At 57.9% G+C, this 15590-nt stretch carries 10 protein-coding genes; 4 read left to right on the top strand and 6 right to left on the bottom strand.

The window, feature by feature from the left end:
• Nucleotides 1-35 precede the first annotated feature (35 nt).
• The 5 genes from Q1Q75_RS15290 to Q1Q75_RS15270 all read right to left on the bottom strand — a co-directional run bounded on the left by Q1Q75_RS15290 (nt 36) and on the right by Q1Q75_RS15270 (nt 6750).
• Nucleotides 36-1265 carry a type II secretion system F family protein gene (locus tag Q1Q75_RS15290; RefSeq protein WP_300672376.1) on the bottom strand — a complete coding sequence of 410 codons (1230 nt, stop codon included), beginning with the start codon at nt 1263-1265 and terminating at the stop codon, nt 36-38.
• 71 nt (nt 1266-1336) lie between these two features.
• The gene (locus tag Q1Q75_RS15285) at nt 1337-1969 is read right to left on the bottom strand and encodes a type II CAAX endopeptidase family protein (protein ID WP_300672375.1); all 633 of its coding nucleotides are present in this window, start codon (nt 1967-1969) and stop codon (nt 1337-1339) included.
• Nucleotides 1948-3372, bottom strand: coding sequence for a HEAT repeat domain-containing protein (locus Q1Q75_RS15280; RefSeq protein ID WP_300672373.1), 1425 nt, complete (start codon nt 3370-3372; stop codon nt 1948-1950). Before Q1Q75_RS15280 ends, Q1Q75_RS15285 begins: the two co-directional genes overlap by 22 nt.
• 185 nt (nt 3373-3557) lie before the next feature.
• Nucleotides 3558-4376: a crotonase/enoyl-CoA hydratase family protein gene (locus tag Q1Q75_RS15275; RefSeq protein WP_300672371.1), complete on the bottom strand. Its 819-nt coding sequence runs from the start codon at nt 4374-4376 to the stop codon at nt 3558-3560.
• A 331-nt stretch (nt 4377-4707) separates the two neighbouring features.
• Nucleotides 4708-6750 (bottom strand): FAD-dependent oxidoreductase, encoded by a 2043-nt coding sequence (locus Q1Q75_RS15270; RefSeq protein ID WP_300672369.1) that lies wholly within the window; start codon nt 6748-6750, stop codon nt 4708-4710.
• Between the two features lie 508 nt (nt 6751-7258).
• Here Q1Q75_RS15270 and Q1Q75_RS15265 point away from each other — a divergent pair.
• A complete protein-coding gene (locus Q1Q75_RS15265) occupies nt 7259-8746 on the top strand; it encodes an SDR family oxidoreductase (protein ID WP_300672367.1) in 1488 nt (495 codons plus the stop codon).
• 15 nt (nt 8747-8761) lie between these two features.
• On the opposite strand, the gene Q1Q75_RS15260 is transcribed toward Q1Q75_RS15265, so the two are convergent.
• Nucleotides 8762-10297, bottom strand: coding sequence for a sensor domain-containing diguanylate cyclase (locus Q1Q75_RS15260; protein ID WP_300672365.1), 1536 nt, complete (start codon nt 10295-10297; stop codon nt 8762-8764).
• Between the two features lie 423 nt (nt 10298-10720).
• On the opposite strand from Q1Q75_RS15260, the gene Q1Q75_RS15255 reads away from it, so the two are divergent.
• The 3 genes from Q1Q75_RS15255 to Q1Q75_RS15245 all read left to right on the top strand — a co-directional run bounded on the left by Q1Q75_RS15255 (nt 10721) and on the right by Q1Q75_RS15245 (nt 15217).
• Nucleotides 10721-12304 carry an AMP-binding protein gene (locus Q1Q75_RS15255; RefSeq protein WP_300672363.1) on the top strand — a complete coding sequence of 528 codons (1584 nt, stop codon included), beginning with the start codon at nt 10721-10723 and terminating at the stop codon, nt 12302-12304.
• 406 nt (nt 12305-12710) lie between these two features.
• Nucleotides 12711-14453: an ExeA family protein gene (locus Q1Q75_RS15250; RefSeq protein ID WP_300672361.1), complete on the top strand. Its 1743-nt coding sequence runs from the start codon at nt 12711-12713 to the stop codon at nt 14451-14453.
• On the top strand, nt 14450-15217 hold the full coding sequence (locus Q1Q75_RS15245; RefSeq protein ID WP_300672359.1) for a general secretion pathway protein GspB: 768 nt from the start codon (nt 14450-14452) through the stop codon (nt 15215-15217). The genes Q1Q75_RS15250 and Q1Q75_RS15245 overlap by 4 nt, the downstream gene beginning before the upstream one ends.
• The last annotated feature ends 373 nt before the right edge of the window (nt 15218-15590 follow it).

Raw genomic sequence — 15590 nt, 5'->3', positions numbered from 1 at the left:
TGAGATGCCGCAGGTGATCCTGACGGCGATGGAATCTATCCGATGAACTGGTTCATGGTAAAGATGGGGAGGCAGATTGCCAGCACGATAAAGCCTACCGTCACGCCCATCACAAGGATGATGACGGGCTCAATGATGGAGGTGAGGCTTTCCAGAGAGGACTCCACTTCCCCTTCATACACGTCGGCGACTCGGCCGAGCATCTCTTCCAATTTACCGCTTTTTTCTCCCACCCGCACCATTTGCACGGCGAGGAGGGGAAAGACTCGGGATTGGCTCATGGCTTCTCCCAGCTCTCCTCCTTTTTCCACGTCACTGGCCGCACTGGATGCGGCATCGGAGAGGACGAGGTTGCCCGCCACGTTTCGAGCCACGTCCATGGCGGTGAGCATGGAGACGCCGTTGGTAAGAAGAGAGCCCAGGGTCCGTGAAAAACGGGTGACGGCGACCTTTTGAATGAGAGTCCCTATAATGGGGAGGCGGAGCAGCATCTTGTCGATCATGAGTGCGCCTTTGGGGGTCCCCTGGAACCGTTTAAAGGCGGTGATGAGAAGGATCAACAGCAGGGGAAAGACCCACCAGAAGGTGCCTAATATCTCGCCGCTGCGAAGGAGGATGCGTGTGGGCAGGGGCAGGGCCTGACCCAAGTCATCAAAAATTCCCGCCATTTTCGGGACGATGATGGTCATGAGAAAGTAGAGGATCAACACCCCGATACCCGTCATCAGGAAGGGGTAGGTGAGGGCGGCTCGGATGCGGTTGCTCAGGGAGAGCTGGCGTTCACCGATCTCAGCGAGGCGCTCCAGCACGATGTCCAGAGTGCCCGAGGCTTCTCCGGCCATGACCATGTTGATATAGACAGGGCTGAAAACGCCGGGGTAGGAGGAGAGGGCCTCGGCAAAGCTGCTTCCTTCTTCAATGCTGTCTTTCACCCGTGAGAAGACCTGCTTGAGCCGGGGTGTTTCCACCAGCTGGATCAGGGTGTCGATGGAGGCGACGAGGGTAAATCCCGCGTTGATCAACGTGGCCATCTGGCGGGTGGCCAGGGTCAGATCCCTGGGGCGCACGCGGTTAAAAAGGGCGCTGACTCGATTCAGGCTAAACCGTCCGGTGGAGAGGTTTTTATCCGACACCTCATGGACTTCGACGGGATAAAGCCGTTTGGATCGGAGTTTCTGACGGGCCGACTGGGCGCTGTCGCAGTCGATGATGCCGGTGGCGGTTTTCCCGTTGTTTGTCAGGGCATTGTATTCAAAAAGAGGCATGGGCTCAGTGTGGCTAAGGTGTGGTTGATGATGGCCTTGCAATCAGGCGAGTGAATCCTATCAATAATGCCTTATATCAGGGAAAGAGTAAAGAGTGCAGTGTTTCCCGCGGCATGGATGATGATGGGGACGAGAAGGTGGCCCTCTTTTTCAAAGGCGGCGGCAAAAAGAAGTCCCCCCACGAGCTGTGTCGCGGGCAAGCCGCCTTGTATGGCGTGGGCTGCGGCAAAAAGAAGGGTGGTGATAAGGATCGCCTGAATCATGCCAAAGGGGCGGAGCAGGCGGTAGAGGATACCGCGGAAGAAGAACTCTTCGGCGATGGGGGCCACCAGGCCGCCGGTGAGGAAGAAGAGGGCCAGGGTGGTGGGGTCTTGTGGCAGTCGCATCCTGATGAGGCCCAGGGGATTTATGCCTGAAAGGGCCAGCACCACGGCGCAAGTGGCCGCGAAGGCGCCAAACCCCAGGGACCAGGCCACGCCTTTTACAAAGGCTCGTTTGAGGGCTTCAGGTGAAAGACATCCTAACCCACCTTCGATGAACTGTTTTTTAAGACACAGGGCCATGACTCCAAGCTGAAGGGTGCGAAGGATGAGGAGGGAGGCCAGGGGGGGTGCCATGGGGGGCAGAAGCCGCATGGCTGTTTCCATCAACAGGACCCCAAGAAGGGCTGTGGCGCTTTGTTTTATCTGGGGTTTGGTCGCCATCCCAGCCTCCTCATGGCGCGATATCCATACCATTGCACGTACCATTCCGGTCGGGTGCGCACGGCCTCTTCCAGCTCTCGGAGGTAGCGGGGCTCCCGGGTTTTTCCCATGGCGCCCAGGGCCTGACACACCACATTGATGTCTCTGTCTTTGGACATCTGGAGAAGAAGTGCATGCTTCAGGCGGGGGGCTCGGATACTGGGGATGGCCAGGGCGGCGCGGTATCGTACCAGGGCGCTTTCATGATCGATGGCCCGGGTGATGACTCCGGTGGCGTCGGTGCTTTCTTTCGACAGAGTGGAGAGGTCGTCAAGGGCCGTTTGGGTACCCTCTGGAAGGGAGAGCCCCACGGCGAGAAGGAGCATGCAAAAGGCCGCGAACGCGGCCACGCCGACGGTGGATATTCGGGCCGCCAGCGCGAGGGGGCAAAAGAGCCCGGCCATGAGGGTGATGACGGTGTGAAAAAGAAGATAAAAGAGGAGAGGGAACCCCGTAAACAGGGCATACCAGGTGAGCGTTCGCAAGGGGGCGAAGGCATCGGCTTTTTGTGCAAACTCTCGGAACACCGGGGTGGGGTCTGTGAGAAACTGTTGCGTATTGACGGTGTGCTCCACCTTGGCGGTGCAAAGGGAAAGGGTGCCCTCGTTCCGGGTCAGTGTGTAATCCCAGGGTCCGGTTGAAACCGGCAGATGGCCCATTTTCCGGAGTGCGGATGTGATGGCGGGATCGGGCGCACCAGGGACATGAACCGTTAATTGACTCTTTTGATTCGGGCTTTTGAAGGCCTCCGCAGGATACAGAGTATAGGTATAGTAAAAATTTCGGACGGCGTTTCCTGCCGGGTTGTCAAAGAGGAAGGCATCCCGGAATCCGCTGAAGAGCCCTTGTGGGAGCAGCACATGGGTGCCTGCGATGCATAGGGCCAAGAGCACCGGGATCAGGGCATGGATAAGAAGAGAGGTGAGACGAACCCGTGTGACCCGTTCACCGGATGGCAGCAGGATAAGGTAAACCCCGGCAGCGCCGATGAGAAGGGGCGTGGTCTTCGTGGTGACCCCGATGAGAAGAAAAAAGAGGAGGCATAAGACGACATGAAGGCCCATGGCCCTCTTGCGGGAAAGCAGGCCCAGCCGGTGGAGAGACGGGGCAAAAATTCCGGTGCACAGGGCAAGGGCTCCTGAGGTCAGGGTAAAGAAGAGGGCGCCGCAGAGGGCCGCTTCCCAACTGTCCAGGGGCGGTCGGGTTGCCGGATTGGGGAGGGCCAGAAATCCTGCCTCCGTCACGGTTTGGGTCTTGGCCAGGAGGAGGAGGTTGCTCTTTCGCACAAAGAGGGTAGCGGCGATGTGGAACAGGGACAAGGCTGCCGCGCATTTTGAGATGGCTTTTACGTATCCGTTCATCATCGGCCGTTTGCGAGGGTGGAAGGGTGTCTGGTTGTTTCGACTATGTCATGGTTTTTCACAATTTAAAAGGGGCCGATTTTTATTGCGGGATAGGGCTTCAAGGTGATCGTAAAAAGCCCCCCTTCCGCTCTGGAAAGTGCCAGGCAGAAGGGGGGGCTTTGAATTTTATCGGGGGTCTGGGTGGATCAGGTCCCGGTGAATTTCGGTGCGCGTTTTTCGCCCATGGCGGTCACCGCCTCCATGAGGTCGTTGGAGGGGACGATGTTGCCACTGATCGCGGCCACGTATTTGAGCCCCTCGTCAATCTTGGAGGTGATGGCAGCGTTGAGTACATCTTTGGAGGCCTGGACGGCAATCGGGGCCGCTTCGGTGATCTCAGTGGCCAGGGCGCGGGCACCTTCGAGGAGGGCGTCGACATCCGGGAACACCTCGTTGACGAGGTTGACCTTCAGGGCCCTTGGGGCATCAATGAATTTGGCGGTGTAGGCCATCTCACGGGCAATGCCCTGGCCCACGATCAGGGGCAGGCGCTGAAGGACACCCATATCGGCGACCATGCCCACGGCGGCTTCTTTCAGGGAGAAGGTAGCGTCTTCCGTGGCCAGGCGGATGTCGCAGGCGCAGATGAGGTCCAGCCCGCCGCCGATGCATTTGCCCTGAACGGCGGCAATGACCGGTTTGCGGATGCGCTCAATGATGGTCAGGCCGTCTTGCATCATCATGAGTTTGCCCAGAAGGGGCCACTTGACACCCCCTTTCTGTTCCGGATCGAGGAGCTCGGGGAGCAGGCCGATGATTTCAAAGAGGTCGATGCCCGCGCAGAAGTCTTTTCCTTTGCCGGCCACAATGATGACGCGGACTTCCGGGTCTTCATCCAGCTCTTTGAAGACGCCCACGCTGTCGACCCAGGCTGCTGGGTTCATGGCGTTTTTCTTTTCGGGCCGGTTGAGCCACACCGTGGCTATGGGGCCATCTTTCTCCACCAGATAGTAGTCGCTCTGCATTTTTTACTCTCTCCTTATGCATTCATCTTTCGGGTTGAACACGGAAACCTTTGATTATGCCATACAGGCTGGCAGGGAAAGGCCCTGCCGGTATGTTGTATGCGATTCACAATCAACCCAAGCCAATCTGCCTTGTCGAAAGAGGTATTCTATCTTAGCAGGGCTTTAAAATCAATTGATACCTTAATTTTAGGGAATGCTTCGACGGGTGATTAATTGATTCTAAAATATGTTGTAGACGTAGTTTATTGGGGGTGTATGGCTCTTTGTTATGGCGACCCGGCCGCAAGGTATCGGCCCCTTGCGGCAGAGATGGGGGTCTTCGATGTTTTCAGGGTGCGCCTGGGGCGTCCAGCTGAAGCGCGGCCAGGAATCCTCCGTGGATGGCGTGGTTGAATTTTCCGGGGGTCAGCCCGTCACCGATGCGGGTAAAAGGGATGCCGAGCTCGGGCAGCCGGTCGGAAAGAGCCGTCACCGATTGGGACCCGGTGGCCAGGATGATCGTGTCAAATTCTTGGCTCCATTTTTCGTTTCCATCATGCCAGGTGACCTTTTTCGACGAAAGCCCCGTGACCTTTTTCGCCGAAAGCCCGGTCACCCGGGCGCCGGTAACAAGGTGCACCCCGTATCGTTTGATATGGTTCATCATGACCCATCGGGTGGAGCGGCCGAGATCCCCTCCGGCGCGAGGGGCCATTTCAAAAACGGTCACCTCATGGTTGCCGCTGAAGAGCCGTTCCCTCAACTTTTCAGGGGGTTCGGTGTCGTGAATAGAAAGAAAGTGGAACATCTCCGGGGAGAGTGTGCCTTTGACGGCAATATGAAGGGCGGTTTCAAGTCCCACGGCACCACCGCCGATGAGGGCCACCCGATGCCCTAGGGGACGGTCTTTTTTCAGGACGTCCCAGGAGGAGAGAATGCCTTCGATATCTGCGCCGTCAATGGGGGGGACCGCCGGTGCGGCCCCTTCGGCCACAAAAATATGGTCGGGCTGTTCTGCCCGGATGAGATCAAGTGTGACCGGGGTGGAGAGGGAGACGGTGACGCCGTGGCGGGTCAGCATGGCCCGGTAGTAACGGATGTATTCCAGGAGCTCCTCCTTGTGGGGCGGGGCGGCCGCGAGTTCGATTTGCCCGCCGATGGCGTCCCGGGTTTCGAAGAGGTGGACGGCATGGCCCATTTGAGCCGCTGTGACGGCGGCTTCGAGGCCAGCAGGCCCTGCCCCTGCCACCATGATTTTTTGAGGTGAGGCGGTGGGCTTGATGATCCGCTCCGCCTCGTATCCGGCCCTGGGGTTGCCGATACAGGAGACGGGGTTGCCGCTGAAAATTTCGTCGGTGCAGCCTTGGGAGCAGGCCACGCAGGGGCGGATTTCATCGACCCTTCCCGCTTTGGCCTTGGCGGGCCAGAAGGGGTCGGCGATGAGGACGCGGCCCAGGTTGACCATGTCGCAGTAGCCGTCGTTTAAGAGGCGCTCCGCGTCCATGGGGGTGGAGATGCGGTTGGAGGCCATGACAGGAACCGTCACCGCTTTTCGGATGGCGGCGGCCAGGTAAGCGTACCCGGCGCGGGGCAGGTCCATGGGGAGCTGGGGGACCTTTGATTCATGCCAGCCACCGGTGACGTTGATCAGGTTGACCCCGCTTTTTTCATAGGCCCGGGCGATAAGGGGGGTGATTTCATCGGTGTTGCCTTCGGGGACGAAGTCGTTTCCAGCCATGCGGATGGACAGGGGAAAGGCCTTCCCCACGGTTTTTCTACAGGCCGCAATGACCTCGGTGGGGAAGCGCAGGCGGTTTTCAAAGCTGCCGCCATACTCATCGGTGCGTTTGTTGGTTTTGGGGGAGAGGAACTGGGTGAGGAGATATCCCGCCGACCCAATGATCTCCACGCCGTCGAATCCGGCCTCTACCGCTCTCCCGGCGGCATCGGCGAAGGCGCTCTGAACGGTTCGGATCTCCTCTGAGGTCATCTCCTTCGGGGTGGCCTTGGTGTATTTCGAGTAGACGGCCGAGGGTCCTAAGGGGGTCTCTCCATTGATGAGGATGGGGTGGGAGTAAGCCCCTGCGTGGAAAAGTTGAATCCAGGGGGAGGCCCCTTCGGCCCGTATGGCATCGGTGACACGTTTAAAGTCGGCAATGGGCTTGTCGTGGTCCAGGCCGAGGACGGCCAGGCCGGAGCCGAGGAAGTCGACACCGACGGGGCCGACGGTGACGATGCCGGCGCCGCCCCGGGCGATCTCGGTGAAGTAGTGCAGGTAGCGGTCGTTTAACTTTCGGTCCCAGCTGTAAAGCAGGCCCAGGGATGGGTAGGCGATGCGATTTTTAAGGGTGAGGTGGTGGATGGTGATAGGAGAGAAAAGGGTCTCAAACATCGTGCCTCCTTGGATTAGACGGGTCGGTTATAGATGTCGAATGGGCTTTGCCTGGCCGGAGCCTGTTGTGTGGTGGAAAGGGGTGAGGCTTATGCCGGCAGTGAGGATCGGGGCCAGCTCGTTAGGGAGTCATCATGAAAAACCCGATGAATAAAGCAGTGTGCCTGTGGGGATCTTTTAAAAATAATTTTAACTTAACACGCCTTTTTCTTTTTTGTCCATGCTGTGTCAACCCTTTGAGACAAAACGTCTTTCTCGTGGGATGAGGTGGTGTATAATAGGGCGACAGGGCGGAGAAGCCCCTGAATAACAGCCAAACCCGCGGTTCAGGATGTGCCGCCAGGTCATGCGCTGTCCACGTCCAATGCAGACCCTCACCCTTCACGCGAATGCGGACGCCTTTTAACCAGGAATGACGACGGCCGAAGCACAATCGCAAACACGCTCTCAAGGTGGCGTCACCTTGCCGCCGGAGTTATGCTTTTCCCAATAAATTAAGGAGTGAACCATGGATGACCGTCCATTGATTTTGCTGACCGGAGCCACGGGGTATGTGGGAGGGCGTTTGTTGCGGGTCCTCGAAGGGGAAGGCCTCCGGGTGAGGTGCATGGCCAGGCGAGCGGCTTTTCTCAGGCCTCGGGCCGCGGAGGGAACGGAGGTGATCAAGGGGGACGTTTTTGATGTGGCGTCTCTGGATCGGTCCCTGGAAGGGGTTCATACGGCCTTTTATCTGATCCACTCCATGGGCGCGTCCGGTGGGTTTGAGGGGATGGACCGGAAGGCTGCGGAAAATTTTGCTTCAGCGGCAGCGCGGGCCGGCGTGCGGAAGATTATTTATCTCGGGGGGCTGGGCTCTGGTGAGGCCCTTTCGGTGCATCTTCGAAGTCGCCAGGAGGTGGGACGGATTTTGAGGGCCTCGCCGGTTCCTACACTGGAGTTCCGAGCGTCCATTGTCATTGGGTCGGGCAGCCTCTCTTTTGAGCTGGTTCGGGCGTTGACCGAGCGGCTTCCTGTGATGCTTCTGCCTCGGTGGGTTAAGGTGATGGCCCAGCCCATTGCCATCGAAGATTTGATTCGCTATCTGACCGAGGCCGTGGGGCTGCCCTTCACCGAGAGTTTGATTGTGGAGGTCGGGGGGGCGGAGCCGCTTTCTTATCAGGACCTGATGGAGGCCTATGCAAAGGAGCGGGGCTTTTCTCGTCTGATGATCCCGGTGCCGGTTTTAACCCCGGCGGTCAGCAGCCTCTGGCTGGGGTTGGTGACGCCGGTGTACGCACGGGTTGGCCGCAAGCTCATCGAGGGGGTGCGAAATCAGACGGTGGTGAGTGATCCGGTGGCCCGGAAGCTTTTTACCGTGAAGCCCATGAGCGCCCGGGAGGCGATTCGAAGGGCCCTGATGAATGAGGAGCGCGCCTTTGCAGAAAGCCGGTGGACCGATGCGGTCTCCTCGGCCGGAGGCAAACCCCCGGGGCCTGAAACCTCCTGGATGGGGGCTCGGTACATAGATCAGAGAAAACGACGGGTCCGTACCTCTGCAGGGCGGGCTTTCTCCGCTTTTGCCCGGATTGGCGGTCGCAATGGCTGGTATGCCTTTAATTTCCTCTGGCAGATTCGTGGGGCGGTGGACCTCTGGATGGGCGGGGTGGGGGTGCGGCGCGGGCGGCCCTACCGGCGTGAGCTTCGAAGCGGGGATCACCTTGACTTCTGGCGTGTGGAGCGGTTCGAAGAGGGGCAGCTTTTACGGTTGATCTCTGAGATGAAATTGCCGGGCAAGGCGTGGCTGGAGTTTGAAGTGAAACAGGACAAAGGAGGGGTGGTGATTCATCAGACCGCCATTTTTTATCCGTCCGGGTTGGTGGGGCGCCTTTACTGGTTTGCGGTGCTTCCGTTCCATGCCCTTGTGTTTCAGGGAATGATCCGAAACATGGTGCGATGGGCGGAGGAGAAGACGGATTCTCCCTTTACAAAGGAGCGTCGCCGCGGGCGCTTATTTTGATAGATGAGGCCCCTGTTACTCCCGCCGGAAGGGGTGGCTCTCTTTTTTTCGGGTTTTGGAGAGACGGCGGTCGGCTTCTTTGAGGGGGTCGTTGTTCCGATCGGGGTCGTATTCGGCCACGCCCATGCTGAGGGTGGCCGAAAAATCCGGGGTGCGCCACGAGAGCTCGCGCAGCGAAGAGTGAATGCGTCCGGTGACTTTTTCCGAGGCTCCCAGGTCGGTGTCGGGGAGGAGTATCAGGAACTCATCCCCGCCGAAGCGTCCCACCAGGTCCACCTCTCGAACGCATGCTAAGAGCAGTCGGCTGATGCGCTGGAGGACACGATCTCCAAAGGGGTGCCCGTAGATCTGGTTGATATGTGTGAAGCCATCGATATCGGCCAGGATCAGGGTGGCGGGTCGATGGGTCCGCTTGCTCTTTTTGAACTCGTGATCAAGCAGGGGGATGATGTGCCCCTTGCTGTAAAGCCCGGTCAGGGCGTCGATGGTGGACAGCTCGCTCAGTTTTTTGTTGGCTCTGTCAAGGGTTGCAATCAGGGCTTCCCGCTCTTCTTCGGATTTTTTACGTTCGGTGATGTCGCGGATCTCTGCCATGCGGACCATGCGTCCGTGGAGGGACAGGATGCGGCCCTTGACCTCAATGGGGAAGGGGGTCCCATCTTTGCGAATCCCCATGGCATCGAAGGGCTTTTCCTGGCCGGCGAGGATGTTGCTTTTGGCCTGGAGCTGGTATTCGGGGCTGATGAGTGTTTGGCCGTCCATGCCCACCAGCTCTTCCTGGCTGTACCCGGTGATGTCGGCCAGGGTTTTATTGCAGTCGATGATGCGTCCCCGCTCATGGATGATCACTCCGCCGAAGGAGGCCTCCTGAAGGCATCGAAACCGTTCCCGGCTCTCTTTGAGATCCTGTTCCGCTTTTTTTCGCTGGGTGATGTCCAGCATCACCCCGGCAATGCCAGCCACCTCTCCTTTTGGGGTCACCATGGTGGCCTTGCTGAAAAAGAACTCACGGGTCTCTCCATCTGCGCATCTGACACGGGCTTCGTAGAATTGAGTCCCCGGGGAATCAATGAGCTCCTGGTCCTTGGCATGGTATTTTTTTGCCAGCTCCGGAGGAATTTTGTCGGGCATGTCGGTGAGGGATTTACCGATAATATCGTCGGGGGCAATGCCCAGAATCATCGTGGCAAAGGCCTGGTTGCAGCCGAGGTAGGTTCCGTGGCGGTCTTTGTAAAAAACGGGGCTGGGCACGGTGTTGAGCACGGCGGCACTCTGTTCCATGGCATAGGTGGCTTTCAGTGTGCTCTCTTTCATCGCTTGGGTGATGGCGATATTCTTTGTTGTTAGAAGGATCATCCGCTTTTTTAAGGTGCGGTTCCAGTAGAGGAGGAGCATTAGCGCCATCAGGGCCAGGACGCCAAGGCCCCAGGGGGTGGTGGTGAGGTGTGTGTCCATGGCCTCGGAGGCAGCCTGGGATAGTGTGGGCATCAGAAGGACCCCGATGGAGAGATAAAGCCCCTGTGGTTTAGGGGGGGTTGAGATGTGGGCCATGACGGTCTCCCGTGCTGTCGGTGGGGTATGGGGGAGGAGAGGGGCGCCACCTCACTTCGAAAGGTGATGTGGTTAACTTATCTATTATAGAGAATAAACAGGGCTTGGGCAAGGCCCTCGGTCCGGTATGTGTTGGTGCGTTTCCGGTGGGGGCGGTTTTCGTTGCAGGGTCTGCCGTCATACGCTCATGGCGCCGGGTGTGATCAGGGGTAGAGGTTCTTCAGGGCCTGTGTTATGAAATAAGTTTTCTTAGAACGATTCCTCGTACAGGGTCTTCAACGATAAGGCTCTGTGGCTTTGATCATTATTTAATGGCCTCGCAGAAGGTTCGATCCGGGGTGCTGGCAGGCATTGCGGTCGACTGTCACCGCGATTCGTTCTCAATGCGGCTTTTGACGGTGCCATTTTTTACAGGGTTTCCTTATGCTGATTACGGATATACTGGCCGAAAACGCCTCCCTTTATGGTTGCGAGACCTCTCTCATTGAACGCGAGCCCGCAAAAAATCTCCGGCGTGAAATCACCTGGTCCCGATTTGATGCGTATGCCACAGAACTTGCCGTCGCCCTTCAGGGGATGGGGGTGAGAAAAGGGGGGCGGGTGGTTCAGCTGATGAGCAATTCCCTGGAGTGGCTCCCTATCTATTTCGGCATCCTTCGCACCGGCGCCTGGGTGGTGCCCCTGAACTTTCGATTTGATGCTGAAAAGATTGCCCTCTGCACCGACGTCTCCGAAGCGGAGGTGTTTATCTTCGGAGAGGAGTTCATCGGTCGCCTCGAAGAGGTGAGGGAGGGGCTCTCTTCCACCGTACGCCACTGGATTTTCGATGGCCCGGTCCGGCGTTGCCCCCAGTGGGCCATTCACCTGGGGAGCCTTCTGGACGGCAACATGGCCTCGATGGAACCGGTCTCTTTGACCCGGGCAGACACCGCAGCCCTCTATTTTACCTCCGGCACCACGGGCACCCCCAAGGCGGTGCGGCTTACCCATGGGAACCTTGCCTTCGCCTGCGAGGTGGAAAATGCCCACCATGGCCAGACCCATCTCGACAACTTTCTCTGTATTCCGCCTCTCTACCATACCGGCGCCAAGATGCATTGGTTCGGGAACTTCAAGGTGGGCGCCAGGACGGTGATCCTCAAGGGGGTGAAACCTGAGTATATTCTGCGAGTCGCCTCCGAAGAGCAGGCCACCATCATCTGGTTGCTGGTTCCCTGGGCCCATGATATCCTGATTGCCATTGAAAACGGGGATGTGGTGCTCACCGATTACAATCTCGATGCCTGGCGGCTCATGCACATCGGCGCTCAGCCTGTGCCGCCCTCCCTGATCGACGAGTGGAAAAAACTTTTTCCCCGCCATGCGTACGATACCAACTACGGCCTGACCGAATCCTCGGGGCCCGGCTGCATTCATCTCGGCATTAAAAACGAACACAAGGTGGGTGCCATCGGCTTGCCCGGTCACGGCTGGGAGGCAGAAGTGGTCTCCTTGAACATGACGCCTCTGCCCGGGGGCGAAACCGGAGAGCTGATTGTGAAAGGCCCCGGTGTCATGACCGAGTACTACAAAAATTCCGAAGAGACCTCCCGGTGCATCGTGGATGGGTGGCTCCGCACGGGAGATATGGCCCGAAAAGACAAAGACGGCTTTATCTGGCTTGTGGACCGCAAAAAAGATCTCATCATCTCCGGCGGGGAGAACATTTACCCTGTGGAGATCGAAAATCACATCATTACCCACCCCGATGTCCAGGATGTGGGCATTATCGGCTACCCCGATCATCGTCTGGGGGAGGTCGTGGCTGCGGTGGTTATGATCAAGGAGGGGCGCTCGATGACGCGGGATGCCCTGGAGTCCTTTTGCGAGAATCTTCCCCGCTACAAACGCCCGAGAAAAATCTTTTTTGGTGAGGTGCCGAGAAACCCCACCGGTAAAATTGAAAAACCAAAGCTCAGGCGTAAATACATCCGCACCAACCGAGATTTTCGAAAGCTGTACGAATAAACGTCAGCCCAGGGTTCCCCCTTGGGCGATAACGAATCTAACCCGGATATTTCATGGGGAAATTGCTTGTTTTTCTCGCTCCCAGGCTCTGTCCGGCACTTACCCTTGTGATAATGCTGTACACGTTTTGCTATCGCAACACTTCATGGGTAAGTGCCGGGCTCTATCTGGGAACGAGAGAGAACCACGCTCGAGATCTATCAAAAAATGTGGCCGAAACGATGACTAAGGCCCGAATCTAAAAGCCAAAGCGCAGCGGCTCTTCTTCCGATCGCCCATAGCCGATGGCCCCTCTCCGTTCTGTTTTCCAACACCCGTTTTTCTATGACCGTGGCCCGAACGATGAGCAAGGCCCAAGTGTTTCTCTGTGGTCCCATGTTTTCACTCACAAGCGAAGGCAACAAACATGTACCGACAACATTTCCATTTGAGGGAGAGGCCCTTTCAGTTGGTGCCGACGCCTTCCTACCTGTTTCCTTCCCGTTGTCATCAGGAGGCCCTGGGGCACCTGACCTATGCGCTGGAGAGTGGCGAGGGCTTTGTGGAGCTCACCGGAGAGGTGGGGACCGGCAAGACCACCTTGTTGCGGACCTTTCTTGACGGGCTGGATGAGACGGTGGCCGTGGCCTGCATCTTCAATCCCACCTTGAACGCCGTGGAGCTGCTTCAGTCCATCAACCGGGATTTCGGGGTCTCCACCGACTCCACCAGCCGGTCCGACCTCACGGCAGCACTTCAGGGATTTCTCATTGAAAACAGGGAAGCCGGGAACAAGGCGCTCCTTGTGATCGACGAGGCCCAGAACCTCTCCATTGAGGTCCTGGAGGAGCTTCGCCTCCTCTCCAACCTGGAGACCACCCGCGCCAAATTGCTTCAGATCGTTCTGTGCGGACAGCCGGAGCTTGGGGTGATGCTGGAGCGCTATGAACTCCGGCAGCTGGCCCAGCGGATCTCTCTGGCTTGCCGTCTGCGGCCTCTCTCCGCGGTGGAGACCCATCGCTATATCGTCCACCGTCTGGTCAGGGCTTCTTTTGACGGAAACGCCTCTCTTTTTACCCGGCGGGCGAGGGAACGGGTGTTTCGTTATTCTCGGGGGACCCCACGCGTCATCAACATCTGTTGTGACCGGGCGCTTCTCTGCGCCTATGTGGCTGGAAGAGAACGGGTGGATGTGACCTCCGTGAAGGAGGCCCTCGCGGAGCTGTCGGATCGGCCCTATATGCAGGTGCCCTTTCTGGGGCGGTCTCCCTGGGTGTGGAGGGGCGCTCTCCTTGGGGTGGCGTTGATCCTTGCGGCAGGGATGTTTGTTTTCGGGCGGTCTTTTCAGGCCCCTGTTCCCCCGCCGTCGCTGGCGTCAGCCCAGGCTGAAATTTCGGTGCCTGTGGCGGAAGAGGCCCCGACTCTGGAACCGGTTTCCGCTTCTCCGGCGGAACCCGGAGCCGGTCTTCTGCCTGTTATGGAAGAGCCCGTTACCTACAGCCTGTTCGATCTGTTTGATGACGCGGGTATTTCGAATTCGACTCCCTGGGGAATTCAACGGATCATGAAACAGTGGGGGCATGAGGTCACGGTGTCTGAACTCCCTCCCATTGGTGATTCTTACCTTCTTTTTTCTGCAGCGGCCGCCCCGATGGGCATGGAGGTCATGCCCGTGGATGAAGATTTTGATCTGGCCCTGGCGTTTCAGTTGCCGACCCTGGTGCTTTTTGACGCCGGAAACCGGAGGCCACTGGCCCTGGTTTATGAGGGGGAGGGAGAGCGGGATTTGCTGCGGTTTCATTCGTCCAAGGGGATCGTGGAACTTTCCCGATCCGATGCGGCGCGGCTCTGGGCGGGGCGGGCCATCATCGCCTGCGCCAACCCCCTGGGCTTTTCCGAGGTGGTGACGGCACAGTCCGGGCCCCAGGAGGTGATCGCCCTGGAGTCGGCTTTATCCAGGGCGGGATTCATCCAGGTCTCTGTGGATGGTCTGTTTGACGGGGGAACGCTGGCGGCGGTTTACACCCTTCAGGATACCTATGGCATTCTCAGGGACGGCAAGGTGGGGGCGCTCACCCGCGTGGCCCTGGCCAGTGCGTTAAAAAATGGGTTGCCCGATCCCGGTTCGCCGAGGACGCCCCAGGCGCGGCAGGGAGGAGAGACACCATGAGCTCAGTTCTTGAGGCATTGAAACGTATGGAAGAGGACCAACGGCGCGGTGGCGTGACGTCCTTTTCAGAGGTAGCAGACCCGAAGCCCCGGGGCAAACGACGATTTTTATCTCTTTTCTCGGTGTTCGTGGCCGGAGTGGGGGTGGCTGTGGCGGGGGTTTATCTGGTCCAAGGGCTTGTGCCGTCTCCTTCCGCCGCTGTTGTGGTTCCGGCATCGGTGGCTGTAAAAGCCGTGGCGGCTCCTGTGGATCATCGGTCGGATCATCGGGCGGCTTTCACAAAAGCCCCCGAAAAAATATCTGAGAAGACCTCGGTTTTTCGGGTGGTGGCCCCCGGGGTGCCCCCGGAGACAGGCCCTGTCCACACACCGACCGCTGAAAAAATCAGTCCGGACGTTGGAGCATCAGCGCCGATGAGCCCCCAACCTCCCTTGCAAAAAATAATTCAGACCGACCCTCCGAAAGAGACCGTGGCCACGGCTGGGGTCCCTCCCCTTTCAGAACCCGATTCGATGCCAGGGGGGGCTGCGCCCGATCCTTCCTCTGAAGAGGTCCGGAACCTCCCGGCGGCCGATGCCTCCACCTACCACCTTCAAGGCGTTCGGTGGTCTGCCACGCCCTCCCGGCGTATCGCGGTCATCAACAGCCAGATTATGCGGGAAGGTGCCGGCGTGGACGGCGCAAAGGTGGTGATGATTACGGCAGATGGGGTGGTGCTGGACGTGGCGGGGGTTCGGCAGTTTTTGCCCTTTGGGCATAGATAAAGCGTGGTGAGAAGTAACGATTCAGCCCTAACCCGGATATTTCATGAGAAAACAATCAGGACTTAGGAATAATTCGTAATTACAGCTCTTTGTAGTAATATTTTAAGTCGTTTCAAAAATGCAAAATGTAATCCACGGTATTCTGTTTGATTTTCTCACCCTTCGGGCGAGCCGGGTTAGGCAAAAACACCTTGAAAGCAGGTTTTTGTGCAGTATAAACTCTGTACATTGGGTATTGTTGGCAACCTGTAGACATAATGATTGCCAAGTAGAACCTGCGCTCCATGAAAAGCGTGGATTATGCATTATATTAAGAAAATAACGCACAGAGCCAAAATCATGGAGGCAGGTATGGAACCAATTTTATCGTATG

This window comes from Desulfoluna sp., assembly GCF_030145185.1.
Classification (GTDB): domain Bacteria; phylum Desulfobacterota; class Desulfobacteria; order Desulfobacterales; family Desulfolunaceae; genus Desulfoluna.
This window is presented reverse-complemented; position numbering and strand designations above follow the sequence as displayed.